This is a genomic window from Opitutaceae bacterium (assembly GCA_015075305.1).
GTDB lineage: Bacteria > Verrucomicrobiota > Verrucomicrobiia > Opitutales > Opitutaceae > UBA6669.
Genome location: JABTUS010000010.1, coordinates 76,580 through 100,873, shown reverse-complemented (window position 1 = coordinate 100,873; position 24,294 = coordinate 76,580). Strand labels below are relative to the sequence as shown.

General features: G+C 62.4%; 22 protein-coding genes and 1 pseudogene. 14 read left to right on the top strand and 9 right to left on the bottom strand.

What is annotated here, in order from left to right; genetic code table 11:
• The first annotated feature begins 20 nt into the window (after positions 1–20).
• Both HS122_17960 and HS122_17955 read left to right on the top strand, forming a co-directional pair.
• On the top strand, positions 21–341 hold the full coding sequence (locus tag HS122_17960; GenBank protein MBE7540283.1) for a hypothetical protein: 321 nt from the start codon (positions 21–23) through the stop codon (positions 339–341).
• Positions 338–1,990: an AarF/ABC1/UbiB kinase family protein gene (locus HS122_17955; GenBank protein MBE7540282.1), complete on the top strand. Its 1,653-nt coding sequence runs from the start codon at positions 338–340 to the stop codon at positions 1,988–1,990. The genes HS122_17960 and HS122_17955 overlap by 4 nt, the downstream gene beginning before the upstream one ends.
• A 30-nt stretch (positions 1,991–2,020) precedes the next feature.
• Here HS122_17955 and HS122_17950 read toward each other — a convergent pair whose 3' ends face one another.
• From HS122_17950 to moaA, 3 genes are all read right to left on the bottom strand, one after another.
• Positions 2,021–3,424 carry a GTP-binding protein gene (locus HS122_17950; protein ID MBE7540281.1) on the bottom strand — a complete coding sequence of 468 codons (1,404 nt, stop codon included), beginning with the start codon at positions 3,422–3,424 and terminating at the stop codon, positions 2,021–2,023.
• Positions 3,425–3,499: 75 nt separating this feature from the next.
• A complete protein-coding gene (locus HS122_17945; GenBank protein ID MBE7540280.1) occupies positions 3,500–3,940 on the bottom strand; it encodes a PEP-CTERM sorting domain-containing protein in 441 nt (146 codons plus the stop codon).
• A 183-nt stretch (positions 3,941–4,123) separates the two neighbouring features.
• Positions 4,124–5,164: a GTP 3',8-cyclase MoaA gene (moaA, locus tag HS122_17940; GenBank protein MBE7540279.1), complete on the bottom strand. Its 1,041-nt coding sequence runs from the start codon at positions 5,162–5,164 to the stop codon at positions 4,124–4,126.
• A 119-nt stretch (positions 5,165–5,283) separates the two neighbouring features.
• On the opposite strand from moaA, the gene HS122_17935 reads away from it, so the two are divergent.
• The 8 genes and pseudogenes from HS122_17935 (at position 5,284) to HS122_17900 (ending at position 9,375) form a co-directional block, all read left to right on the top strand.
• The gene (locus tag HS122_17935) at positions 5,284–6,519 is read left to right on the top strand and encodes a molybdopterin molybdotransferase MoeA (protein ID MBE7540278.1); all 1,236 of its coding nucleotides are present in this window, start codon (positions 5,284–5,286) and stop codon (positions 6,517–6,519) included.
• A gap of 81 nt (positions 6,520–6,600) precedes the next feature.
• Positions 6,601–7,081: pseudogene (gene moaC, locus HS122_17930) on the top strand (cyclic pyranopterin monophosphate synthase MoaC).
• A 3-nt stretch (positions 7,082–7,084) separates the two neighbouring features.
• Positions 7,085–7,327, top strand: a complete 243-nt coding sequence (locus tag HS122_17925; GenBank protein ID MBE7540277.1) for a MoaD/ThiS family protein — start codon at positions 7,085–7,087, stop codon at positions 7,325–7,327.
• A gap of 37 nt (positions 7,328–7,364) precedes the next feature.
• A complete protein-coding gene (locus HS122_17920; GenBank protein MBE7540276.1) occupies positions 7,365–7,814 on the top strand; it encodes a molybdenum cofactor biosynthesis protein MoaE in 450 nt (149 codons plus the stop codon).
• A 48-nt stretch (positions 7,815–7,862) separates the two neighbouring features.
• Positions 7,863–8,084 carry a 2-oxoisovalerate dehydrogenase gene (locus HS122_17915; GenBank protein ID MBE7540275.1) on the top strand — a complete coding sequence of 74 codons (222 nt, stop codon included), beginning with the start codon at positions 7,863–7,865 and terminating at the stop codon, positions 8,082–8,084.
• Positions 8,081–8,323 carry a type II toxin-antitoxin system HicA family toxin gene (locus tag HS122_17910; GenBank protein ID MBE7540274.1) on the top strand — a complete coding sequence of 81 codons (243 nt, stop codon included), beginning with the start codon at positions 8,081–8,083 and terminating at the stop codon, positions 8,321–8,323. The genes HS122_17915 and HS122_17910 overlap by 4 nt, the downstream gene beginning before the upstream one ends.
• A gap of 615 nt (positions 8,324–8,938) precedes the next feature.
• On the top strand, positions 8,939–9,091 hold the full coding sequence (locus tag HS122_17905; GenBank protein MBE7540273.1) for a hypothetical protein: 153 nt from the start codon (positions 8,939–8,941) through the stop codon (positions 9,089–9,091).
• The gene (locus HS122_17900) at positions 9,088–9,375 is read left to right on the top strand and encodes a hypothetical protein (protein MBE7540272.1); all 288 of its coding nucleotides are present in this window, start codon (positions 9,088–9,090) and stop codon (positions 9,373–9,375) included. The genes HS122_17905 and HS122_17900 overlap by 4 nt, the downstream gene beginning before the upstream one ends.
• A gap of 583 nt (positions 9,376–9,958) precedes the next feature.
• Here the strand turns inward: HS122_17900 and HS122_17895 are convergent.
• The 3 genes from HS122_17895 to HS122_17885 form a co-directional block, all read right to left on the bottom strand.
• Entirely contained in the window at positions 9,959–12,571 is a 2,613-nt protein-coding gene (locus HS122_17895) for a phospholipase C, phosphocholine-specific (protein MBE7540271.1), read from the bottom strand.
• Between the two features lie 76 nt (positions 12,572–12,647).
• The gene (locus HS122_17890) at positions 12,648–13,886 is read right to left on the bottom strand and encodes a type II toxin-antitoxin system HipA family toxin (GenBank protein ID MBE7540270.1); all 1,239 of its coding nucleotides are present in this window, start codon (positions 13,884–13,886) and stop codon (positions 12,648–12,650) included.
• Positions 13,879–14,193 (bottom strand): helix-turn-helix transcriptional regulator, encoded by a 315-nt coding sequence (locus HS122_17885; protein MBE7540269.1) that lies wholly within the window; start codon positions 14,191–14,193, stop codon positions 13,879–13,881. The genes HS122_17890 and HS122_17885 overlap by 8 nt, the downstream gene beginning before the upstream one ends.
• 270 nt (positions 14,194–14,463) lie before the next feature.
• Here HS122_17885 and HS122_17880 point away from each other — a divergent pair, with 270 nt between their 5' ends.
• The 4 genes from HS122_17880 (at position 14,464) to HS122_17865 (ending at position 19,708) form a co-directional block, all read left to right on the top strand.
• Positions 14,464–14,766, top strand: a complete 303-nt coding sequence (locus HS122_17880; GenBank protein ID MBE7540268.1) for a hypothetical protein — start codon at positions 14,464–14,466, stop codon at positions 14,764–14,766.
• A gap of 86 nt (positions 14,767–14,852) precedes the next feature.
• Entirely contained in the window at positions 14,853–16,358 is a 1,506-nt protein-coding gene (gndA, locus tag HS122_17875; GenBank protein MBE7540267.1) for an NADP-dependent phosphogluconate dehydrogenase, read from the top strand.
• 60 nt (positions 16,359–16,418) lie between these two features.
• Positions 16,419–18,458, top strand: coding sequence for a cadmium-translocating P-type ATPase (gene cadA, locus HS122_17870; protein ID MBE7540266.1), 2,040 nt, complete (start codon positions 16,419–16,421; stop codon positions 18,456–18,458).
• A 95-nt stretch (positions 18,459–18,553) separates the two neighbouring features.
• Positions 18,554–19,708, top strand: coding sequence for an SGNH/GDSL hydrolase family protein (locus HS122_17865; protein MBE7540265.1), 1,155 nt, complete (start codon positions 18,554–18,556; stop codon positions 19,706–19,708).
• Between the two features lie 12 nt (positions 19,709–19,720).
• Here the strand turns inward: HS122_17865 and HS122_17860 are convergent, their stop codons facing one another.
• From HS122_17860 to HS122_17850, 3 genes are all read right to left on the bottom strand, one after another.
• The gene (locus HS122_17860) at positions 19,721–20,965 is read right to left on the bottom strand and encodes a tetratricopeptide repeat protein (protein ID MBE7540264.1); all 1,245 of its coding nucleotides are present in this window, start codon (positions 20,963–20,965) and stop codon (positions 19,721–19,723) included.
• The gene (locus HS122_17855; GenBank protein ID MBE7540263.1) at positions 20,965–22,401 is read right to left on the bottom strand and encodes an AAA family ATPase; all 1,437 of its coding nucleotides are present in this window, start codon (positions 22,399–22,401) and stop codon (positions 20,965–20,967) included. Before HS122_17855 ends, HS122_17860 begins: the two co-directional genes overlap by 1 nt.
• Positions 22,402–22,500: 99 nt before the next feature.
• On the bottom strand, positions 22,501–24,159 hold the full coding sequence (locus HS122_17850) for an AMP-binding protein (protein MBE7540262.1): 1,659 nt from the start codon (positions 24,157–24,159) through the stop codon (positions 22,501–22,503).
• Between the last annotated feature and the right edge of the window lie 135 nt (positions 24,160–24,294).

Below are 24,294 nucleotides of genomic sequence, written 5' to 3'. Positions count from 1 at the left end.
TCGTCAATCACGGTGTACTCATGATCGACGTCATCAAGAAAACCCTGCTCGCAGGCGTAGGCGCTGCGATCATCACCAAGGAAAAAGCCGAAGCGGCACTCGACGACTTTGTGCGACAGGGCAAACTCTCCACCAGCGACGCACGCATCATGGCGGAGAAGATAGCCGAACAGGGTCGGCGGGAGTTCGATGAACTCACACAGACACTGGGCACAAGGCTCAAGGCTGTGCTCGATCGCAGCGAGGCGGATACCGCAGCCCGGCTGGCGGCCCTGGAGAATCGCGTCCTCGTCCTCGAAAACCGCCTCGCGCCAGCGCCGACGCGTGCCGGCGAACCGTGAAGCCATTCGATCTTTTCAGCAACGCGGTCCGGGCCAAGGAAATCTTCACGGTTCTCGCCCGCCACGGATTTGCGGACCTTCTCAATCAAATCGAGCTGCCGACCGGCGTCTGGGCACGCTTTGTCCCGCAGACCACAACGCCGCGCTCCTCCTATGAGCGCATCCGACTCGCCGCCGAGGAGCTGGGCCCAACGTTCATAAAGGCTGGGCAGTTGCTCAGCATGCGGCCCGACCTCCTGCCGCATCCACTCGTTCTGGAGCTGCGCAAACTGCAGAGCTCAGTTCAGAGCGTGCCATTCGCTGATATGCGAGCGGTGTTGGTGGAGGAACTCGAATGCGAACCTGAAGAAATTTTCAGCGAATTCAACGAAACGCCCGTCGCCGCAGCCTCGCTTGCCCAGGTGCACTTTGCCCGCCTCCGCGACGGCCGCGAGGTCGCCGTCAAGATCCAACGGCCCAATCTCGAAAAGCCGGTCCTGGCGGATTTCGATCTTCTCGCCTGGCTCGCCAACCAGGCCCACAACAGAATCCGGCGGCTGGCGCCTTTCAATCTGCCGTCGATTGTCGCCGAGCTGCGCGAGGGCGTGCTGCGCGAGCTCAACTTCCTCAACGAGGCCCGCAACCAGCAGTATTTCAACGCGATCAATCCTCATCCAGACCGCGTCTATGCCCCCGCGGTCATGGGAGAATACTGTTCTGAGCGGCTGCTCGTCACCGAGCGCATCGTGGGACGGCGGATCGACGACGAGACCATCCCCCAGGCGGAGCGGCGAATGCTCGCCGCGCGTGGCGCGGAGTCCCTTCTGCACCAGGTCCTGATCGCCGGCTTCTTCCATGCGGACCCGCATGCTGGAAATGTGCTGGTGCCCCCCGACGGACGCCTCTGCCTGCTCGACTGGGGGCTCGCCGGCAATCTGACCCACCGCCTGCGCCTCGCGCTTGCCGATCTTCTCATCGCCGCCGTCGAGCAGGACGCCGAACGCATCGTCGAAATCGCTGGAGAGCTCGGTTCACCGTCCGGCGGACTTGACCTGCGCGCGATGGAGCGCGACGTCACGCTGGCCCTGCGCGAGGATTTCAATCTCCAGATAGGACGCGAGCAGACGGGGCGCGCGCTGCTCAAGCTGATTCACATCCTCGGCCGCAACGGAATCAACATCTCGCGCGACTACTCGCTCATGGCGAAGGCCGTGCTCTCCATTGAAGAGGTGGGGCGGCGGCTCGACCCATCCTTCGATCTGCGGCTTCATGCACGTCCGGTCCTGCGCGAACTCCAGATCAATCGCATGCGCCCGCGCGCGCTCTGGCGGGATGCGCGCAACATGGTCCGCTCGTCATTCATGGGCTTCAAGGAGCTGCCCGGTGAACTCAGACGCATCATCCGGCGGCTCGAGCGCGACGACCTGACCATCAAGTTTCAACACCAAGGACTCGAGGAGGTGGACGATGCGGTCAAAACCGCGGCCAATCGCATCACGCTCGGCGTCATCATCGGCTCACTGATCGTCGGCTCCTCACTGATCATCACCACCCGGGCCACACCCACACTTTTTGGTTACCCGGCGCTCGGCATGATCGGATACCTGCTCTCAGCCGTGCTCGGACTCTACGTCGTCTGGGACATCTTTCGCCACGGACGCCACAAATAATCCCGCGCGCCCCGAGCCCCGGAATCCGCCTCATACAAGGCAGGCCTTGAACGCCTCGGTCAGCGACTGCCGGTCGAGATTCTTGCCGATGAACACCAGCGTGTTGGTGCGTGGAGTCGTTCCCCATTCCCGATCGAACTTGGCGTCAAACAACATGTGCACCCCCTGAAAAACAAGCCGCTTGTTGCTTCCCCTCACACTGAGCACGCCTTTCATGCGATAGATGTCGCCACCCTTGGTCCTCAGCAGCTCGCTGATCCACGTGTTCAGACGGTTGCCATCAAGATCCCCAGGCACACTCATGCCGACGCTTGAAACGTCGTCATCGTGCGAATGGTGCGCCTCAAAGTCCTGCTGCCAGCCTGGACGCGCATGCTGTCCCATCACCGCAATGTGCAGCGGCGCATGACCGTTCTGCTCGAACACGGCATAGTATCCAGGCTGATCGATCCTGAGGTGGAAATTGCCGGAGCCCTCCCTCAATTGAAGCCGCTGCAACGTGCCGCCTGGCTTGATCGTGTCGCCATCCGCCACCTTGTTCTCCCAGTCGGAGAAAAGGAGCGCCGCCGCTTCAATCGCAGGCGCGATGTCCGGTTTCTCCATCGACTTCACGGGAAGCACCACGAGGTCCATCTCGTTGTCATTGCCATGATGATGGTGATGATGACCGTCCTCATGATCATGCCCATGGCCGCCGTGATCATGCGCGCAGCGGCCGATTTCCAGGAGGTGGTTTCCCTGTGGCAGCGCATAGACTCCCGCCCATTCAAACGGATGTTCGGTCTCGAGAAAGCCCGGATCCACCTCGGTTGCGCGCGAAAGGTTGAAGCCGCCGACGTCGAGCACTGCTGAAAGCGGGACGTTCGCGTTCTGCGCGCGATGCACCTTTGCCGCCGAATTCATCCTTCTGATGCGTGACTCCAGCTCGTCGAGTTCGACGGGCGACACGAGATCCGTCTTGTTCAGGACAAGCACATCGGCGAACGCGATCTGCTTTTTGACCTCGGGTGAGGTGTCGATGTGCTGAACGACGTGCTTGGCATCGACCACGGTGACGATGGCATCGAGCCTGAAGCGTGAACGCATCTCGTCATCGGTGAAAAACGTCTGGGCCACCGGTCCCGGATCCGCGAGTCCCGTGGTTTCAATCAGGACTCCATCCAGCCTGTCCTTTCGTTTCATCAACCGCCCCAGTATGCGGATGAGGTCGCCGCGCACGGTGCAGCAGATGCACCCGTTGTTCATCTCGAAGATTTCCTCGTCGCTCTGAATGACGAGCTGGTTGTCGATGCCCACCTCTCCAAATTCGTTTTCAATCACCGCCAGCTTCCTGCCATGCTGCTCCGTCAGAATGCGATTGAGGAGCGTGGTTTTTCCGGCGCCAAGAAAACCGGTGAGAACTGTGACCGGGAGGGAATCAGGATTCGAGGACATGGAGCAAGATGACAGAGTCCGCCACCCCCGCAAGCACGTCAAGCGGAGCGATGCCGATACGGCGAATTGGAATTCCTATTTGCGGGCCTGTTGCTTGCGGGACCGCCGATTCCGGACTGCAACCCACGCACACGCGCCGCCCAGCAGGATCGCGCCGTAGGTCGAAGGTTCCGGGACAGGAACCTCGATCGATGTGGTCGTGGAATAATCCTGCCAGGACGGGTTCGGTGAAGACCAGGTGCTGGCTGCCGTTGTGCGCGAGACAGTCGATGCGGCAGACGCTCCGGCGAATTGAGAATTTGATGCCGCCATGGCATCGACCGCGCGGCTCCATTGAGCCATCGCCAGGGCGGAATCGGCGGCATTGAGTTTGGTGCTGCCAACCGGCAGGTACGGCTGCGCTGATCCCGCCTGCTGAAAATCGACCAATGCAGGCGCCGTGATGAGCGAGGATGGAGTCTTGTCGGCCGCGTCCGCAGATTGCGCGAAAGCGTTGCCCAAAGCGGAAAATGCCAAGGCCAGGAAAAGGGCGAAAAACTTGACCGGACAGGGTCTCACGAACACCTCAGAAAACGCCGCGAGACCCCACGTCGCCAGCCAATTTTCCCCTTGGAGGCATGCGTACTATTACCCCCGACAAGCCCTTGCGATCACGTGCACTTGCAGCACGGCCCGCCCCCAGGGGCCACGATTCGCAGCTCACCCGCCCAGATAACTCATCTCCGCCTTCGGCCGAACTTCACCCGCCGCCAGCAGTTCCGCCCTTTCATCGCTGTAGCGGTCGACGCGACCCGCCCAGATCCGCGAGACAAAACGATCGAGCTCCTCGTCGCTCGCTCCCGCCCTGACCGCTCCAAGCACATCCCACCCCAGTGCCGCAAAAAGGCAGGTGAACAGGCGCCCGTCCGCTGACAGGCGTGCCCGGTGACAATCGCGGCAGAACGGCTCGGTCACCGACGAGATGAGACCGATCTCCGCCCTGCCATCCTGATACCGGTAGCGCGACGCCACCTCACCCCGGTAAGCCGGACCGACGGGCACAAGCGGCCACCGCGCTGCAAGTCGTTGCACGATCTCCCCCGCGGGCACCACCTGTTTGTGCTGCCAGTGGTTGGTGTTTCCGACATCCATGAATTCTATAAATCGAAGCGTCAGGCCGCGCTCCCTGAAATAGGCGGCAAGCTCCTCGATTTCCGTGTCGTTCATGCCGCGCTGCACGACGGTGTTGATTTTCACGTGCAGCCCCATGCCCACGGCGGCATCGACGCCGCGGAGAACCCGGTCCACCCTGAACCCCAGCCCGTTCATGCGGCCCGCGGTTTCCTGGTTCAGCGAATCCACGGAGACATTCACGCGATCGAGTCCCGCGTCCCGCAGCGCGGGCGCCCGCTGCTCCAGCAGCCAGCCATTGGTCGTGAGCGCGACATCGCGGACCTTCAGCTCCTGTTTCAGGATGCGTATCAGATCCACGAGGTCCGGCCTCAGCAGCGGCTCGCCACCCGTCAGCCGGATCTTCTCCACGCCCAGTCTCAAAAAGGCGCGAGTGATGCGCACCAGTTCATCGAGCGTCATCAACTGCGGATCCTTGAGAAACGCGTAACCGGGACCAAACACCTCGCGCGGCATGCAGTACGGACAGCGAAAATTGCACCGATCCGTAACCGAGATGCGCAGATCGCGGAGCGGTCGTCCCAAGGTGTCGTGCAGGTCGGAGTTCAAACGGGCATGCGTTGCGGAAATTGATTCATTCAGGTTTCCCACGAAGTCTGACCAACGTCAAAACGCAAGCCGACCGGCGATCGCGACTCGCCTTCAACAAGGCGATTGGAAAGCGGTGCGCCACCTGTTCCAGTGGACGCATGCCCGTTTCCCCCGCCGAAGCCCTCAGCTGCGTGCTGCAGGCTGTTTCTCCCCTGCCCACCGAAGACTGCGTGATCACTGCGGCGCACGGTCGCATCCTCCGCGCAGCCATTCGCGCCGACCGCGCCATGCCGCCCTTCGACCGGGTGACCATGGACGGTTTTGCCATGAAGTCCGCTTCAGCGTCGCTGGCGGCTGGCGACGGCACTCTGGTGTTGAAGATCGACGGCCCTCCGCAAATGGCGGGAATGCTGGCGCGTTCGCTTCCCGACGATGCCTTGGGCGCCTGCGTGGAAATCATGACAGGAGCCGTCCTGCCCGGAGGATGCGACTGCGTCGTCCCCTACGAGGAGTCCACCCGTAGTGGAAGTTCGGTTACATTTTCCGCGGCTTCCGTCAGTCATCTCGCGCCCGGGTGGAATGTTCATCGTCAGGGAGCCGATCACGCGGCGGGCGAAACGCTTGTCGAGCCGGGCATCCGGCTGTCGGGCCGTGAAATCGCTGTCGCCGCATCCTGCGGCTGCACGAGTGTCCCGGTGGCCGCAATGCCGCGCATCGGCCTGGTCGCCACCGGCGATGAGCTGGTCGACGTCGCCCTGCCGGTTGCCCCGCACCAGATCCGCCGCAGCAATGACGCCGCCCTTCGCGCAGCGCTTATCCAGGCGGGTTTCCCGCAAATCGAAAGCATCCACCTGCGGGATATCCCCGCGGAAATCGAACGCGGGCTGCAACGGCTGCTGACCGAATGCGATGTCGTCATTGTCACAGGCGGTGTCTCCAAGGGTCGGAGCGACCACATTCCTGCGACACTCGCCGCGCTCGGTGTGACCGCGCACTTTCACGGCGTAAGCCAGCGTCCTGGCAAGCCCCTGTGGTTTGGTCTGAGTCCGCGCCGCAGGCCCGTGTTTGCACTGCCCGGCAATCCGGTCTCGTGCTTTTTTTGTCTGCATCAGTACGTGCTGCCCGCACTGAGAAAGGCCAGCGGCGCCCGGCCGGTGTCGTCCATTCCCGTACGCCTGGCTGCGGAGACAAGCGCATGGGAGAACCTGACAGGTTTCATGCCCGTGAGGATACGGTTCGACGATGTAGGCGTCACCTGGGCGCAGGTCACGCCTTTCAACACATCGGGCGATTTTTCGAGCCTGGTCGGAACCGACGGTTACGTCGAACTCTCGCCGCAGGCGTTTCCCCACCCGGCGGGACATGCCGTGCCCTTCACGCGCTGGGTCTCGTAGCCTCCCGCCAGGATGTCGAAATGTCCGAAGGAAGGCATTCGCCTTTTGCTGTAACGCAGCCAGCCTGTGTCTGTCTCTCCCATGCTTTCTCATATCGATGCAAGTGGCCGGCCCTCCATGGTGGGTGTCGGCGGCAAGGACGTCACCCGCCGGATCGCCCGCGCTTCGGCGACCGTGATGCTGCCTCCCGCGCTGGCGGGGCAGTTGAAGGACGGCGACATCGGATCAAACAAAGAGGCCGTTTCGGACCGCCATTCTCGCCGGCATCATGGGCGCAAAACCAGCGAGCTAAGTACCGCTGTGTCATCCGCTGCCTCTCGACAACTGCAGGATAACCATCGAGTGTTCGCCAGCCCTCGCGGATGGATCAGCGGAGGCGGTCATTGAGTGCGTCGTCGAAACCCACGGGCGCACTGGTGTGGAAATGGAGGCACTCACCGGCGCCTCGATCGCCGCCCTCACACTTTATGACATGGGCAAGGCGGTCTCGCACGACATCATCATCCGGCAGGTTCGCCTGCTTGAAAAGACTGGCGGAAAATCCGATTACTCCGCGAAGTGAGTCATGACCACGGTACGCCTCAGCTATTTCGCCCTCCTTCGCGAGCAGCGCGGTCTCAGCCAGGAAGTGATCTCCACCCGGGCCGCCACCGCCGCCGAGCTCTACGCCGAACTCGCCGGACAATACCGCTTCACGCTGCCTGCCGACCGCATCCGCGTCGCCATCGACGGCGAATTCGCCGCGATGAACACGCCCTTGCGCGAAGGCTGCGAGCTCGTGTTCGTCCCTCCGGTCGCGGGCGGTTGATACTGCCCCATGTTTCGGGCGCCAGAAATTTTCGGCTGTGACCTTTCGAATCACACAGGAACCCATCGATCCCGCCTTGCTCGCGCAGTCACTCGAGAATCCCCGCGCAGGCGCCTGGGTCGAGTTCACCGGACGCGTGCGCGATCACAATGACGGGCAGTCGGTGCAGTCGCTCGACTACGAGGCGCACGGCCCGCTGGCAGAGAAGGAGGGTGCGCGCATTCTCGAGGAGGCCGCCGCCCGGTTTACCTTCACCAGTGCCGCGTGCGTGCATCGCGTGGGTGCGCTGCAGATCGGCGACATCGCCGTGTGGGTCGGCGTGTCGGCCGCGCACCGGGACGCCGCCTTCGCAGCCTGCCGCTGGATCATCGACGAAGCAAAGGCGCGGATTCCCATCTGGAAAAAGGAGCACTATCGCGATGGCGAGTCGCAGTGGATCAACTGCGCCACGCGGAGTTCATCCCAAGAACCCGGTCAGCCGGCGTGAGTTCAAGGCGAGCTTGCGGATGAGGGGGAGGATTCATAGGGTGCGACCATGACAATGGAAATCATTTTTGAGGTGCGGGAGGACGAAACCGATGGTGGCTACACGGCCTCGGCGCTGGGACACGACATCTTCACCGAGGGCGATACCTTGGAGGAGCTGCGCGCCAATGTGCGCGAAGCCGTGCAGTGCCATTTTGGCGACGGTGTGCCCGGCCCGCTCCCGCAGGTGATCCGGTTGCATATTGTGCGGGATGAGGTCCTGGCGATGTGAAGATCCCGCGCGACCTCAGCGGTTCTGACTTGGTGAAGGCTTTGCGTGCCCTCGACTACGGGCGGGTGCGGCTAACGGGCTCGCACGTCCGGCTCACGACCCAGCGCGGAGGCCAGCACCATGTCACGGTGCCCAAACACAGCCCGATCAAGGTGGGCGCATTGCGGGGCATCCTCAAGGCCGTGGCTGCGCACCACAAACTCACGGTCGAGGAATTGTCCCGTCAGCTCGGCCTGTAGCGGTCAGGGGAGAAAAGATAAAGGATCAGAAATTTAATTGCAATTGATCCCGGCTTCAGGTCCCTGCCGGTGCCTGCCCATTCGCTCTCGAACGCCGGAGTGGAAAACGCCTCTCCGAGCTCGACCACAATCGCCTTTTGCCCGCCTTGGAGGACATGCCCGTTCTCCTTCCTGAACCGATTGGATCTCGCTGAAAAGGCGGGTTGCAGTCATTGACTTCCCGATTCCGGATTTCCCCGCGGTGTGTCGACCGCAAGCCCACAATGGCTTCCCATCACAACCCAGTCGTGCGCTACCCATCCCATCCCGACCACCGCCGCCGCCAGCCTCTCCTCAAGGGATCCCTTCGCCTCGTCGTCCTTGAACATGCACTCCCTGTAATTGCCCCTGCTGATAGCATGGCCCACGCCCCCGTACTCCACCCTCGTCTTTCCTGTCCTTCTCCATCCTCTCGGTTCTCGACTGCACCCTCAATGCAAAAGATAACGACTGACCCTTTACGCATTGTGCTTCTCTAGCCGTCATGCCGCATAACACACCTCGGCTGCGGGCCGACTTCGCTGCGCCGCCAGAGTCGGCTTGGATCAAATGCGGCCATCGCTCTTTTGGCCCTAAATTGTGCTAAAAGTGAGGTTTGACCCCTTTTGGCCTGACCGAACAAATCCGGGCTTCATCCAAGGAGGGCGAACTCTCGGTGGTGCTCCCGAGTTTGTCGTTCCGAACGGGCCAATTCCGCCGGGAGCATCCACGAGAATCATCGGGCCATGAAACCACAGCCGCACGAAACAGATTTGGTCGGCAAGTGGATCGTCGAGGGTGAGAAAGTTCGAGGCGATCCGACGTGTGAACGCATCGAATGGCTGACTTCTCACCACTTGCGTGAGATTGCGGTTAGCAAGCAATGGGGCGCTTGGGAAACGCTTTATCAAGACCCTGACGACGGCCGATATTGGGAACGCACCTACCCGCAAGGCGAACTCCAGGGCGGCGGTCCACCGCGACTTGCCGTTATTGCCGCCGAAGAAGCGAAGAAAAAATACGAGCTCAGTTGAGCACCGTTCGCTCGCGCTCATCACAACGCGGAACCAAACGGCACGTCTCGCGCCATTCCTGCGCCGAGCCTCCGGCCTGTCACGAGCCCTGCTTCCTCCTCCGCTGCGCTCCGTCCGGAGGAGTCCTGCCCCGCTGCGCCCGGCTGGCGCCGGGCGCGCCTCAATCTCGCGCAGCCGGCGGCGCTGACGCTGGCCGCGCGGGGCAGACGCAGTTGCAGCGTATGCCGGTATGATCCGGGGACATAGGTAACAAACTGTCCGGGGACATGGGTTACACTTTCAGGCTATGGCCTGGAACGAAAGGACCAGCCAAAGGGGTCAAACCTCACCTTTCGCACAAGCTAGCCCGATTTCGCCAATTGGAATGATGAATTGACGATTTTCGGGTCGCGTTGGTGTTTGAGGGTCTGCGAAGCAGGGGTGGATTTTTCAAAAGGGTGTGTAGGAGTCCTTCCTGAATTGGTTGAATCTCGCGGAAAACTTGGCGAGGTGTTTCTCCACCTCGTGGAGAAAGTTTCCTCGTATGATCGCAAGCGGGTCGACAAATTGCGGGCCGCCCGTGAAGCGAAAGGCCCGGGCTGGGCTACGACGTCTTCCTGCTTTCTCCCATGCAGGGGTCGCTGATGCCGTCGGCTCCGGTTTCGACGCGGCCGGCGTGGCGTTTCTCGTAATGCACGGCCCCGGCCACGAGAACGCTGAAGTCGTACCAGCCGCGGCTGGCGCGCGTGTCGAGCACGATCCTCGTCACGCGGTCCCCGCCGGCGGCGATGGTCTGACGGATGGGCTGCGCGCCGTAGGCATGATCCCTGACGGTCACTTCATGGGACTTCCGCACATCGGTGTTTTTGATGAGCAACAGCACGTTGCCGGTGAGCTGGCGCGCATCCGCCGGGGTGCGCTCGTAATCGCACTCGATCAGCAAGGCCGGATCATCCGTTCGGCCGCGATGTTCGCGATAGAAGCCGTTGGGACCATGGATCCGGAGGTGATAAAGGCCATTCTCGAATGACGACACGGGCCAGGTGTCCGTGAGGCGGTCTCCCGGGATCACGGCGTAGGAGCGGCTGCCGACGTACTCGAAGACCGGGGCTTTCCCGTCTGTACGCGCCGCGGCGTACCTGACGGGCGTGTAGAGGTTGAAGGGCGAGCCGGCGGAGCGTTCGCCGAAGATTTCCTTCCTCGTCTCCATGCGGAGGGAAAGGCTTTTTCGGTCACCGCTCAGGCGGGCATCAGCGTAGAGCTGATAGGGCAGGGCGCAGGAGGGTTTCACGCCCGGCTCCTGCCGCGGCAGGTAGGGCGAGGTGCGCGGGTCGCTGGCGGTTCTCGCGATTTCCTCGTCCGTAAGGGCCTTGTAATTTGAGGGCGCGGGCATGAACTTCGCGTCGTAGATGCCCTTGATGAAGGGAGTCTTTTCCAGGGCAGCCAGCCTCTTGCCGTCGTCCGCGTCGAAGCGGCGGAATGCCGAGGTGAGGTCGCCGGTGATCGTCCGGCGCCAAAGGCTGATGGTGTTTTCGACGATCTGTTGTCCCCTTTTTTGTCCCAGCCAGTTTTGCACGAAGCGGAACACGGAAGTGTGATCGAAGACCTGCGAACAAACGCGACCGCCGCGCGTCCAGGGCGAGGCGATGATCATCGGGACGCGGAAGCCGAGGCCCGAGGGGCCGTCCCGGGCTTCCTTTTCCGCGACGCCTTGGGCGAGTTCGCGTTCGCGGCGGATGTATTCGACGCCCGGATCGATGCCCGGGGAGCACCTGCCTGTTTCCGGCCTGGCCGGATCAGGTGCGACAAACGGTGGGATGTGATCGAAGTACCCGTCGTTCTCGTCATAGGTCAGGATGAAAACCGTCTTCTTCCACACCTCCGGATTTTTCGTCAGAATGTCGATGACCTCGGAGACATACCAGCTTCCATACCAGGGCGTCGAGGGATGATCGGTGAAGTTCGCCGGGCCGACCAGCCACGAAACCGCGGGAAGACGCCCGTTGTTCACGTCCTGGCGAAATTGGTGGAGGACATCGCCTTTCGGTATCTCCAGTTCGCGCTTCTCACCGTTTACCTCATAGGTCAGCTGGGTGAGCCGATGATAATTGGGGTCGCCCACGTTCGTGGTGAAGGCTTTCTGGTAAAGGCTCTTCGCCCGGGCACTGAGGTGCTCGTAGTTCTCCCGGCTCCACTTCTTCAGTTCGGCCTGCGCGTGGCGGAGCACCTCTTCCTTCCTGGCGAGGTCCTGTGCCGCTTTTTCCTGCGCCCGATCGAATGCCTTGCGGGCCGCACCGGTTTTATGCGTGTCCGGCGGGGAATTCGCGAGCGTGGTTTTCAGCTTCGCAATTTCGACAGGCAGCCCGCTGACCTGGGCCTGCAATCCAGCCACATAGCGTGGCGAGAAACGCACGTTGTACTGCGAGAAATACTCCAGGGGATTGCAGCCGAAATTAGCCAGCCAGGAGCGTTCGTTCCCCTGGAAACCGCCGCCGGCGGTGAGATCGTTCTGGTAAACCCTCCAGGACACGCCGTGCTTTTCGAGAAGCTCGGGAAAGGTCGTCCAATGTGCTTCGCCGTAGGGAATCTCGTTGCGAATGTAGGCCTTGGCCTCGCTGCTCTGCTCCCCGCGAATCGTGCCCGACCAAAGATAGAGTCGGTTCGGCCAGGTGCTGGTCATCGCGGAGCAGAAGTTCTGGTCGCAAACCGTGAAGGCATCGGCCAGCGCGTAGTTGAAGGGCACGTCGGCACGCGTGTAGTAGCCCAGCGTCATCGGCATGTTTTCCACACCCTTGTGGTTGACCTTTTTCACGTCGATCCATCGGTCGTATCTGCCGCCGTTGTACGCATCCACCTGGCTGGAACGCGAGTGCGGCGTGGAGCCCAGCCAGGTGATGTTGGTGCCGCGGATATCGAAGCGGAAGGGGGCGTATGTCCGGCCCTCGCCGTTGCTTTGCAGCCAGACCGGATGGCCATTGGCCAGCTGAATGGCGCGTGGATCGTTGAACCCGCGCACCCCTTTGAGTGTGCCGAAGCAGTGATCGAAGGAGCGGTTTTCCTGCATCAGGATCACCACATGTTCCGCGTCGGCATACGTGCTGCCCGGCGCGGGGTCGATCGCCGCCGCATGGGCGATGGACTGAAAGAGAGAACCGTCCCAGCCCACGGCCCCGGAGAGCAGCATGGCCTTTTTGATGAAATCGCGGCGAGTCTCCATGAGTGGCCCTGGGTTGGAGGAGGCTTGAATGCGTAAAGAAGCGTTGCGGCAGGGACAAGAAAACAAGGGCTGGGCTCTACGACGAGGTGGCCGCCTTGCGCAATGACGCCACGCCTTCTCTCCAAACACGGCGCATCTGTTCGACGGTCTCTGCCGATCCGGGAATGGCTTTGGCATCGAGTCGGTCTGCGGCAGTCGCGACCGCGTCCACGACTTCCGCTATGATCGCTTGTGCCGCCGCCGCAGTCAGCCGGCATCGTTGCACACCGAATCGCTGGAGTTTTCCATATTCGGGCCAACGTTTGGATCCTTCCAGCGTCAAAGCCAGGCTGTCCTTCGGCACATAGACCACCGTGGTTGCGACATCGTAAGTTGGCGCCAGCGACACTGGCCCCGTGGCATCGTCGTACAGCACACCGAAGTTCTTCCTGTGGGCATCGCCGTTGCGGACCGCGATGGAGAACACCAACGAGCGGAAAAACTGTGCGAGCCCACTTTGAATGGCATCGGGATCCTGCAGCGCCGATGCCAGCGTTGGGACCAGTTGCTCATATGAGCCTTCGTATTTCTCGCGGGACAGGCGACCATCGAGAGCGCACCCATCCTCGAACGCCAGGTAGGAGCCGTCGGCTTTACGGTCAAAGCGCTCGATCACCAACATCCGCCCGTCGGCGGAAATCTGCACAGGCGGAACCGATAGACCGGCCGTTCTCGCAGCCTGCAAACAATGGTATTCGTTGGCGGCGAGAGCTGGATACCTGGCCGCCTCGAAAGCCTTGAGCAGGTGGGTAGTCCCGTGCGTCATGATGCGCTCACCCTCGATGGGGCTGCATTCGTCCACGCGCAGGCTGCCGTTGTCGCGCAAGAGCAACTTGGGCTGCACACCTGACACGCCAGAATAACGTGCATAACGCTCCAGCAAATCACGGAAAAGGTCGCCGGTGCCGCGATAAGCAAGCAAATCCGAGAGATTCTGGGCGGGAACTTCGTCCAATTCCGCGGCTGACACGCCAAAGCGAAGTCTCCCGATCAGCGAGCGGCCAACGACCTCCAGCAGAGCCAGATCGTCAAACACGGGCAGCACTTTGGCGAACATATTGCCGAGTGCCTCTCGGAGGGTTCCCTCCGGGAGACTCATATCAAAAATCGGGTGAAGCACGGCGGCTCGCTCTGCGTAATACGGGCCGGGGCCGATGGGCATGAGCAGCGAAACGGCTTGGGACGGCGTGACGCGGGAGGCATATGTGAACCGGTTTGCCGGCTCTTCCCGGGCCAGAACCCCAACCGGCACACGATTTACGAACACATTAGCCATGCTGGACTGGGGTTAACTTGGCGAGCGTGGCGTCGGTTTCCTTGAACGCGGCCTGCCGCTCCTTGCGATTGCGCGCGTAAGCTTCGTGCAAAGTCAGCCGGGGATTTCGCGGGCGCACGGTTATTTCGAGGCCAAGCCGCTCGCAGATCCGCGCGAGTTTTCGCACCCCCAATTCGGCGATCATGCCATTTTCAAGTTGGGAAATCGTGGATCGACTCATGCGCAGACGCTTCGCCAGCGCCTCTTGGGTCATGCCTGCCGTACGTCTTGCATCGCGGATAAGAATGCCGGCTTCAACAAAATCCATGTTTTGTATGCGATGCACTTTTGGGTGATTGTATCCCGAAATCAAGTTTTTGTATTATATGTGATACATAAGGCGGGCCGACCTTGCGGATGAGGAGGAGGCTTCGCACTGAGCGCACCCCCCGGTTAAATAATCTGTGAAACGGCATTCAGTGTGTTCGCGACCGACCATTGCGCCGATTCGAGGGTAGCAGGTGCCGGGGTCAGTGCATATTGGCAGACCTTGGTCATCGGCGACTTCGTTCGATCGACGCCTTTTTCCAACAGTCCCATGCACTTTCTCGCAGCCGGAGCTCTTTCGCGCCTCAAGGACATCCCGACGGATGTCTGGAAATTTGCCGCGATCGGCGTCGCAATCATCGCCGCACTGGTGATCATCCTGCGCAAACTTCAGGGTGCCAATAAAATATGGCTCACCATCATCGGCGTCGCGGCTCTTGCCATCGTGGGTTTCCAGTGGATTTACAATCGCAACGAACCCAAGTTTCTCTCTCCCGTCATATCCAAGATTGCACCGTTCTTCCCGAGCAAGGTGAACTACAACGAGGTTCAGAAACGGGACACGAAACTTTGAGACGGGTCGCGACTTAACGCTCATCGGGGTGCTACAGATTGGGATTGGCCGGGCCTCCGCGGCCTGCCATGCTCGCAGACTCGCGTATGCCCAAGTCACACTCCGATATTGGACTCATTGGCCTGGCGGTCATGGGTCAGAACCTCGCGCTCAACATCGCCGACCACGGCTTTCAGATCTCGGTGTTCAACCGCACCACTGAAAAGACGGACAAATTCGTCGCCGACAATCCCAACACCCCTGGCGGACTGGTGGGCACCCGCACGCTGGAGGAGTTTGTTCAATCCCTCTCCCGCCCGCGCAAGGCGGTCATTCTTGTCCAGGCCGGCAAGGCCACCGACGCCGTGATCGACGGCCTGGTGCCGCTGCTCGAAAAGGACGACATCATCATCGACGGCGGCAATGCCCTGTGGACCGACACCATCCGCCGTGAAAAAGCGCTGAAGGAAAAGGGTCTCCGCTTCATCGGCTCGGGCGTGTCCGGAGGCGAGGAGGGTGCGCGATTCGGCCCTTCCCTCATGCCGGGCTGCGATCCTGCCGCATGGAAGGAACTCAAGCCGATCTGGGAAGCGGTGGCCGCCAAGGTAGACGCCAAGACGGGCAAGCCGATACCCGGAGCCAAACCCGGACAGCCGGTCAAGGGCGGCGTGCCGTGCACGACCTACATCGGCGAAAACGGCGCGGGCCACTATGTGAAGATGGTCCACAATGGCATCGAGTATGGTGACATGCAGATGATCTGTGAGGCCTATGCGCTGATGCAGGGCCTGCTCGGACTCAAGCCCGCGGAAATGGGCGAAATCTTTTCCGAATGGAATCGCGGCACGCTCGACAGCTTCCTGATTGAGATCACCGCCGACATCCTCAAGCAGAAGGATCCCGTCACAAAGCGGAAGGCCTTTGTCGATGTCGTTCTCGACACAGCCGGCCAGAAAGGCACGGGCAAGTGGACCTCGGTAAACGCGCTCGACATGGGCGTCCCCGCGCCGACGATCGCGGAATCGGTTTTCGCCCGATGCATTTCCGCCATCAAGGAGGAGCGCGTCGCCGCGGCGAAGATCCTCAAGGGTCCGGGGAAGAAATACCGCGGTGCGAAAAAGGCGCTGATCGAGGCGATTCGCGACGCGCTGTACTGCTCGAAAATCTGCTCGTACGCGCAGGGTTTCCAGCTCATGCGCACCGCGCAGAAGGAATACGGGTGGAAGCTCAACTTCGGCGAGATCGCCCAGATCTGGCGCGGCGGATGCATCATCCGCGCCGCCTTCCTGCAGAAGATCACCGAGGCCTATGCCCGCAATCCCGCCCTCGCGAACCTGCTGCTCGATCCCTATTTCAACAAGACCGTGCGCAAGGCGCAGGAGAACTGGCGCAGGGTCGTGTCGCTCGCGGCAGAATGCGGCGTGCCGGCGCCGACCTTCGCGTCGGCTCTCGCCTACTACGACAGCTACCGCTCCGCCCGCCTGCCCGCCAACCTGCTCCAGGCGCAGCGCGACTACTTCGGTGCGCACACCTACGAGCGCGTCGACCAGCCCCGTGGAAAATTCTTCCACGTCGACTGGCCCGAGCCGACACGTCCGCAGCTGGCCATTTGATGCCGGTTTCCTCCACCAGAGACATTCGCACCGCGCCTCCAGTGTGCCCATGACTTCACCATGAGCACCCCGGTTTCCCCCGTTCCGGATTCAACGGGGCGGAGTGCCGCCCGGAGTCACTCGCATGGCGCGGGCCATGCGTGCGAGATGGCGCCCGAAATCCTCCCATCGGGGCTGCGCGAAAAGTGGGCGGTGATCATGGTGGCCATATCCGGCATCACCCTGGTCATCGCATTCTTCGGCGTGAAATTCGCGGGGCTTCCGGGAGTGGTCGCCCTGACGCTCTACATCGCCTCGTACCTCGCCGGCGGCCTCGATGTGGCCCGCAGCGCATTTCCGATGCTGCTGCGCGGAAGGTTCGACACCGACATCCTCATGCTCGCGGCCGCCGCCGGCGCCGCCATTCTCGGGAAGTGGGCGGAGGGTGCGTTTCTGCTCTTCCTTTTCTCACTCGGACACGCCGGCGAGCACTACGCGCTCGATCGCGCGCGCAACGCGGTTGGCGAACTCGGCAAACTCATGCCGACAACCGCCCATGTCCGACGGTCCGGCAGGCTTGTCGAAATTCCCGTCGAAGATGTGGCGATCGACGAGATCGTTGTAGTCCGCCCCGGTGACCGCGTTCCGGTGGACGGGGTGGTCGCCGAAGGCACGAGCAGCCTCGATCAGAGCGCGATCACCGGGGAAAGTGTGCCCGTGACGCGCGAGCCCGGCGACAGCGTTTTCGCCGGCACGATCAATCAGGACAATGCGCTCGATGTGCGGACCACAAGGCTGGCTGCCGACAACACTCTCGCCCGCGTCATGCATCTCGTCACCGAGGCTCAGCATCAGCAGAGCCCGACGCAGCGGCTGACCGAGCGCTTCACCCAGTGGTTCGTTCCCATCGTCCTCCTGGGAACACTTCTGGTCATAGTCCTGCCCCCGCTGCTGCTGCAATGGGCTTGGGCCGACAGCTTCTACCGCGGCATGCTGCTGCTGGTTGCGGCGTCGCCCTGCGCGCTCGCGCTGGGAACTCCGGCGGCGGTTCTCGCAGGCGTCGCCCAGGCCGCCCGGCGCGGCATCCTCATCAAGGGCGGGGTGCATCTGGAAAATCTGGGGCGATTGCAGTCCGTCGCCCTGGACAAGACGGGCACGCTGACCACGGGCCAGTTTTCCGTGATTGAGATAGTGGTTTTTCCCGGCTCCTCCGAAGAGGAGGTGCTTCGCATCGCCGCAGCTGTTGAAGAACAGTCAAGCCATCCCCTGGCTGTCGCCATCGTTCGCCACACGAAGGCCCGGGGTCTGGCATTTCCCCATGCGAGCCGGATCGAGAATCTGGCCGGCCGCGGGATTCAGGCTGACGTGGATGGCGAGTCCGTCGTTCTCGGTGCTCTGCGCGCATTTTCAGGCGACGCCCATGCCGGTCCTTCTTCGCCGCTGAAGCAGATCGTGGGACGCCTGGAGGGAGCGGGAATGACAACGGTGATTGTGCAACGCGACGGTGCTTTTCTCGGCGTGATCGGCCTCGCCGACCAGCCGCGCGCCTCCGCCGGACCCGCGCTCCGGCGCTTGCAGGCGCTGGGAATCGAGCACCGCATCATGCTGACCGGCGACAACGCATCCGTCGCGAAACGGGTCGCGCAAGCACTGGGAATTCACGAGGTGCAGTCCGAACTGCTGCCAGGGGCGAAACTCGCGTTGATCCAGGACTGGGAGAAGAAGCACGGCGCGATTGCCATGGTAGGGGACGGAGTCAACGATGCGCCCGCGCTGGCCGCCGCCACGATCGGCGTGGCGATGGGGGGCGCCGGCACGGCGGTGGCCATCGAGACCGCCGATGTCGCCCTGATGGGTGACGACCTTGCCAAGCTGCCCTACGCCATCGGTCTGAGCCGGGCCAGCAATCGCATCATCAAGCAGAACCTGGGCATTGCCCTGGGAGTCATCATCCTGCTCATCCTCGCCTCTGCAGCCGGCGCCATTCCCTTGAGCGTCGCGGTCGTCTTTCATGAAGGCAGCACCGTCGTCGTGGTGCTCAATGCACTTCGCCTTCTAGCCTGGCGCGAGCCGTCGGAGCGGTTGATCGAACCCGCCGCCACTGCGGCACAGGCCCGATAATCACTTGCACGACAAACTGCGGTCTCGCGACCCGCCGTCGGTTTTGCATCTTCAGGATTTCCCGAATGTCCGGTTCCTCAACTCCACTCCCTTCCATGAAACAAACCCGATTCCTCCTGCTTGCAGCCTTGCTATGCCTGTCGGCCTCCCTGCCCGCGCAGACAACAACGCAGAAGGCCGCCGATGTCTCAAAAGCCGACCCGAGCATGGGTGCGGGAAAGGACGCCGCGGCAGGGGTGGAATGGCATGACGTCACGACGTGGGGCGCCGAGGGCCGCGAGTTCGTCGACGAGAAACGCCTCCGCTGGTTCGACCGCCTGCCGGCATCCGCCGAGGCGGAAGTCACGAAGAACGTATGGAATCTGAGCCGGGACTCCGCCGGCATGGTTGTGCGCTTCAAGACGGACGCATCCTCGCTTCACGTTCACTACCTGCTCTCCAAGGACAGGCTGGCCATGGCACACATGCCGGCCACAGGCGTAAGCGGCGTGGATTTCTATGCCCGGGATGCGAAGGGTCACTGGAGATGGGTCAATGTCACAAGGCCCGCAACCCAGGAGGTCAAAGTTGAGGTCATCAAGGACCTGATGCCCGGGCTCCGCGAATACGCGGCCTACCTGCCTCTCTACAATGGGGTCGAGTTCCTCAGGATCGGCGTCCCCGCCGGCTCCCGCTTTGAACCGCTCGCGCCGCGACGGAAACCCATCGTCTTCTATGGAACCTCCATCACGCACGGGGCCTGCGCCTCGCGTCCCGGCATGGTCCATACCGCGATCCTCGGCCGGCGTTTCGACCGCCCGGTGGTCAATCTCGGCTTCTCCGGTAATGGCCGCATGGATACGGCCGTGGGGGACTGCCTTACCCGGATCGATGCTGCGGTGTACGTCATCGACTGCCTGCCGAACATGACTCCCGGAATGGTCACCGAAAGGACCGCTCCGCTTGTGAGACAGATCCGAGCGGTCAAGGCGACGACGCCCATCGTTCTCGTCGAGGACCGGCGCTTCTCCAATGAGTGGATCACTCCGAACAAGAAGCGATTCCACGATGAGAATCACGCGGCGCTGCGCGCGGCGTACGACGGACTGCTCAAGGAGGGCGTGAGCAACCTGTTCTACATTTCCGGAGACCACCTCTATGGAGACGATGCGGACGGAGCCGTCGACGGCTCCCATGCGAGCGACCTCGGATTCATGCGCCAGGCCGATGTCATGGAGCCCGTCCTGCGAAAAGCCCTGGCGCTGCGGTAGCCCGCCAGCGGCTCAGCCGCGGGAGCGCGATCCAAGGGCGATCAATTGGAAGATGATGAAGGCAAAGAAAAAGGCCTGCTGCGCCGACACCGCCATCGGATGGCCGCGGTGAATCATCAGCATAGCGATGGCACCAAGCACAGCCAGGCCGGCCGTGGCGGCACCGAGGAACACGCGCACCCTTGCGCGATGAAGCCAGGTGGCGGCGACGGCGAGTGAGAGCACCGCGAGGATCACCGCACCGAAACCAATCTCTTCCGAACCGGTGTAGAGCCAGGCCGCAACCGCGGCGACCAGCGCGGCAAAGACGATGCCGAACACCGTGCTTCCGTGTCGCTGGTCAGGCGACAGCACATGTCGTCCAAATCGATCCAGCCGGAGCATGAGATTGAACAGCGGCTGGGAGGTCCACGAGAGGTAGATGAACAGAAAAAACAACACCAGCAGCGGGGTGAACAGCCACTGCTGGTTCGGATAACTTTCGGAGAGGCCGCCGATGATGCGTCCGCCGAAAAATACCGCCACAATGAAGGCAGTCTGAAGCCAGCCGCTCTGGCGCCCGATCCAGAGATAATAGGCGAGCATCAGCCGATAGACCGGATTGCGTGCCTTGAGCGCCTCTAGCATGCCCTCGCGCGCATATTCCAGTCCCGGACTGAGTCGCAACGCCTCGCGAAAATGGATCTGCGCCTTGCGAGGATCATTCTTGTGCAGGCAGTTCCAGCCCTGGTTGGCGTGGGAAAGGGCGTTGTTGGGTTCGCGGCTGAGCGCGAAGTCAACCGTTTCAGCGGCCTCCTGCTTTCGCCCGAGCTGGGTGAGGGCCATCGCCCGGAAGTTTGCGGCTTCCACATGCTCGGCATCGATCGCCAACGCCTCCTCAGCCGACTGCAACGCCAGCTTCCAGTTGCGAAGGGAAAAGTAGATGGCCGAGCGCAGCACGTGGGATTCAGCCTCATTGGGATCCAGGCGCAGAGCCTCCTGGATGGAGGCCAGTGCCTCCGTCTGGCGACCCAGCCGGTGCAGAACAAAACTGAGTATGCGATGAACGTTCGGATCCGCGGGCGAAAGTCCCACGGCCGCGCGGGACTCTGTAAGCGCCTCCTCCGTCCGGTTCTGGTGCACGCAGCACAAGGCCAGGATGACATGGGCGGATGCATTCTGAGGATCCTGCGAGAGAGCCTGGCGCGCCTCGCGCTCGGCATCTCCGGGCCGGGATTGTGCGAGGAGCACCTCCGCGCGGGCGAGGTGAACGCTCATCACTTCTTCACCCCTAGAAAATTGAGCACGTCGTCGTAGAGTCCGCCTTGATTGGCATAGAGCGCGTGGTTGCGCGCGGTGTCGAACCACTCGCGCGTCGTCGGCCTGTGCTTCTTCACCGCGGCAAGAATGTCCCCCTCCACCAGCGGCTTGACGCGTCCACTTTTCACCGCGTCGCGGAGCCGGGCTTCGATGGCCAGATCCACCACCGCCTTGATGTCGGCGCCGGAGAATCCATCCGTCTTCCGGGCAATCACGTCGACATCCAGCATTTCGGTCGGCTTTCCCTCAAGCTGCAGGCTGACGATCTGTCTCCGCGCCGCGAAATCCGGCGGCGGCACGAAAAGGATCCGGTCGAATCGACCCGGCCTGCGGAAGGCGGCGTCCAGGTGCCAGGGCGCATTGGTGGCCGCCAGGATGAGCACGCCCTCGTTCGAACTCTGAACGCCGTCGAGTTCGCTGAGAAACTGGTTGATGAGCTGACGTCCGCCGCTCTTCAGGAGGTCCGAGCGGTTGGCGCCGAGGGCGTCGACTTCGTCGAAGAACAGGACACAGGGGCGGCTCTGGCGGGCCTGCTCGAAAATCGCATGCAGGTTCTTTTCACTCTGCCCAATCCACATCTCCAGGACGTCGTTGATGCCAACCGCGATGAAATTGAGGTTCACCTGTCCGGCCGTGGCGCGGGCGAGGAAGGTCTTGCCGCAGCCCGGAGGACCGTAGAGCAGGATGCCCCCACCCGCCTTTTTTCCGTAGGCCTTGTAGAGATCCGGCTGCTGGAGCGGGAGAATGATCTTCAGCCGGATCTCCTCCTTGATCTGCTCCATGCCACCGACGTCGTCGAAGGTGAGCGCCGGTTTCTCCACGTCGATTTCACGGGGAGCGGGAGCGTCGCCGATTGGAAGACGCTCGCGTTCGGCCTGGTCCTTCCCACCCGATTCCGGCGAGCCGTCCTCACGCTCTTCAGTCACCAAGTCGCGCAACCCGACCGGTCTTGTCGGAAGCTTTTCGTTCGGAAAAACCTGGGCGAAGTTGAGCGCCAGTTCCGCATCCTTGACCTCCTGGTCCGCGGAGACCGCCCGGCGATAGAGTTTCGCGGCAAGTTCGCGCTCTCCACCCTTGAGGACGAGACGGGCGTGAAGCAGAAGCGCCTTGACGTGCGCATCCCGGGGCTCCGTCAGCGCCTCGACAATGACGAGCGCCGCGCTGTGTTTGCCCTGTTGATAGAAGGCCGAGGCCAGGCCGAGGTGCGCCTGGAGATATTCGGGCTGCAACTGAAGCGCGCGCTTGAACACGATTTCCGCCTGCTGAAATGCACCGTGCTTCAGCAGCGTGTCCGCAGCGAATGAAAGCAGCGGGGCGTTGTCGGGTGAAAAGCGCAGGGCCTCACGCACCGGGCCGGGAATCAGATGTGACGCAAGTGGATCCTCTGAAGGCATGTGGCGGCATCAAAAACGCGATTTTACGCGGCGGCGAGGCGAAGTTTTAGCCCGTGCCCGGCTGGAATTGTCCAGGAATTCCGACGAAACAACCGGGATTCAGAACTCCAGCCGTCCTGCCGCCCATCTCGCGAGTGCAAGGCGGTGAATCTTGGCATTGTGCCTGACATCCACCGGAAACCCGCGGTGAACCAGGACCGCGCGGATTTCACGAAGGTCAACCCTCGAAGGCTGCTTCCGCGCCCATGCCAGCAAGTCGGACTCAAAAGTGCCGGAACGATCCGTTCCTGCCTTGAGTTCGACCACCACAAGCGGTTGCTGCTGTCCGCGCGGCCCAACTCCCACGAGCGCACTGCGCCGGACCGACGGGTGCTGGTTGAAAATGGGTTCCACCTGTTCGGTGAACAGCGTGGCGTGCGCAGTCACCACCCGCTCAACCCGGCGCCCGCAGAACCAAATCCGCCCCTTTTCATCCACATACCCGCAGTCCCCCATGCGATGCCACCGCCGCCGCGCACCTTCGCCATTGGAGGTTTCTGGAATCTTGGCCAGGGCATCCGCCACGGGAAGTCCGTCATAGCTCTGCGTGACTGACGGGCCGTCGACGACAATCTCGCCGATCTCCCCGGTGGCGCATTCGACCGCCGCATCCATGGAGGGAACGGGCCCATCCGTGATGCGAAGGATGCGCATCCGCACCGCATCGCCGCCGCCGATCGGTCGACCGACGCAGGTTCCCGCGCCCCTTCTCGTCAGCGCGGCTGTCTCGGACGCAACCTCGTCCGATGCAATGCTCGAGACCGGCAGCGCCTCGGTTGCCCCGTAGGGGCTGTGCAGACGCCCGTTCGGCAGCAGATCCCGGGCGAGATCCCAAAGCTCAGGCGGAACCGGCGCGCCCGCGCAAAGAACGCGCCGCAGCGTTGGCAGGGTGATGTCCCGCGCCACCGCGTATTCCGCGATCGTTCGCCAGAGAGTCGGAGAACCAAAGGAATTCGTGACTTCCTCCTGGGTGATCGCGCGCACGATGGCCGAAGGATCAAGCGAGGACGGCCGGCTCGGATTGATTTCCGGAACAATCGTGGTCATGCCGAGGGCAGGATTGAACAAGGCAAAGACCGGCAGCAGGGGCAGATCGATCTCGCCCGGTTCAATCGCATAGGTGTCGCGGATCAGGCGCACCTGGGCGTCGAACATGCCGTGCGTGTAGCACACGCCCTTTGGCGCGCCGGTCGATCCCGACGTGAACAGTATCGCCGCGGGATCCGATGCGGCGCTTTGCGCCAGTCCACCGCTCGCACGTGTATCCAATCCTCGAGTACGCAATCCGTCCCCGTTGGACGCGCGGGTGAGCCGGCCGGTGAGGCTGCCATGGACACGGATCCGGGTCGTGACTGAAGCAAAGGCGCGGAGCGCCACCCGGCTGACGAGCATGGCGGACGGAATGCCGAGCAAGGCCTTGGGCCGGGTGTGCCGGACGCAGCGCAGAAAGCTCCGCAGACCCATGCCCGGATCGATCACCACGGGTATGGCGCCGCATTTGAACAGCGCAAAGACGGACGCGATCAACGGCAGCCCCTGTCGCACCATGACCAGGGTGCGATCACCCGGTCTGACGCCCCGCCCCCGCAGGCGTTCCACCCAGGCATCCACCTCGCGGTCCAGCTCGAGAAACGAAAGCGAAAGATAATCGATCGCGCCATCCGGATGCCGTCCCCGTGGAATCTTCAGCGCGGGGCGGTCCGGCTGCAGAGTGGCCATGGCCGGCAGATGACGGGCGATGTTGGCGGAGGAGGACACGCTTCGGCATTCTGCGCGGGACCCGCCGTCCGGCGCAATCCTCTCCCGGAGAACCCCTCCCCTTTCCGCTGGGCGGCTCTGGGCACATGCGTCATG

Coding starts and splice junctions, on each gene's coding strand:
- cadA (MBE7540266.1), top strand. CDS start 16,419: ATGAGCACCCCGGTTTCCCCCGTTCCGGATTCAACGGGGCGGAGTGCC.
- HS122_17950 (MBE7540281.1), bottom strand. CDS start 3,424: ATGTCCTCGAATCCTGATTCCCTCCCGGTCACAGTTCTCACCGGTTTT.
- HS122_17885 (MBE7540269.1), bottom strand. CDS start 14,193: ATGGATTTTGTTGAAGCCGGCATTCTTATCCGCGATGCAAGACGTACG.
- HS122_17960 (MBE7540283.1), top strand. CDS start 21: ATGATCGACGTCATCAAGAAAACCCTGCTCGCAGGCGTAGGCGCTGCG.
- HS122_17890 (MBE7540270.1), bottom strand. CDS start 13,886: ATGGCTAATGTGTTCGTAAATCGTGTGCCGGTTGGGGTTCTGGCCCGG.
- HS122_17860 (MBE7540264.1), bottom strand. CDS start 20,965: ATGAGCGTTCACCTCGCCCGCGCGGAGGTGCTCCTCGCACAATCCCGG.
- HS122_17925 (MBE7540277.1), top strand. CDS start 7,085: ATGACCACGGTACGCCTCAGCTATTTCGCCCTCCTTCGCGAGCAGCGC.
- HS122_17935 (MBE7540278.1), top strand. CDS start 5,284: ATGCCCGTTTCCCCCGCCGAAGCCCTCAGCTGCGTGCTGCAGGCTGTT.
- HS122_17865 (MBE7540265.1), top strand. CDS start 18,554: ATGAAACAAACCCGATTCCTCCTGCTTGCAGCCTTGCTATGCCTGTCG.
- HS122_17900 (MBE7540272.1), top strand. CDS start 9,088: ATGAAACCACAGCCGCACGAAACAGATTTGGTCGGCAAGTGGATCGTC.
- HS122_17880 (MBE7540268.1), top strand. CDS start 14,464: ATGCACTTTCTCGCAGCCGGAGCTCTTTCGCGCCTCAAGGACATCCCG.
- HS122_17855 (MBE7540263.1), bottom strand. CDS start 22,401: ATGCCTTCAGAGGATCCACTTGCGTCACATCTGATTCCCGGCCCGGTG.
- HS122_17915 (MBE7540275.1), top strand. CDS start 7,863: ATGACAATGGAAATCATTTTTGAGGTGCGGGAGGACGAAACCGATGGT.
- gndA (MBE7540267.1), top strand. CDS start 14,853: ATGCCCAAGTCACACTCCGATATTGGACTCATTGGCCTGGCGGTCATG.
- HS122_17850 (MBE7540262.1), bottom strand. CDS start 24,159: ATGGCCACTCTGCAGCCGGACCGCCCCGCGCTGAAGATTCCACGGGGA.
- HS122_17895 (MBE7540271.1), bottom strand. CDS start 12,571: ATGGAGACTCGCCGCGATTTCATCAAAAAGGCCATGCTGCTCTCCGGG.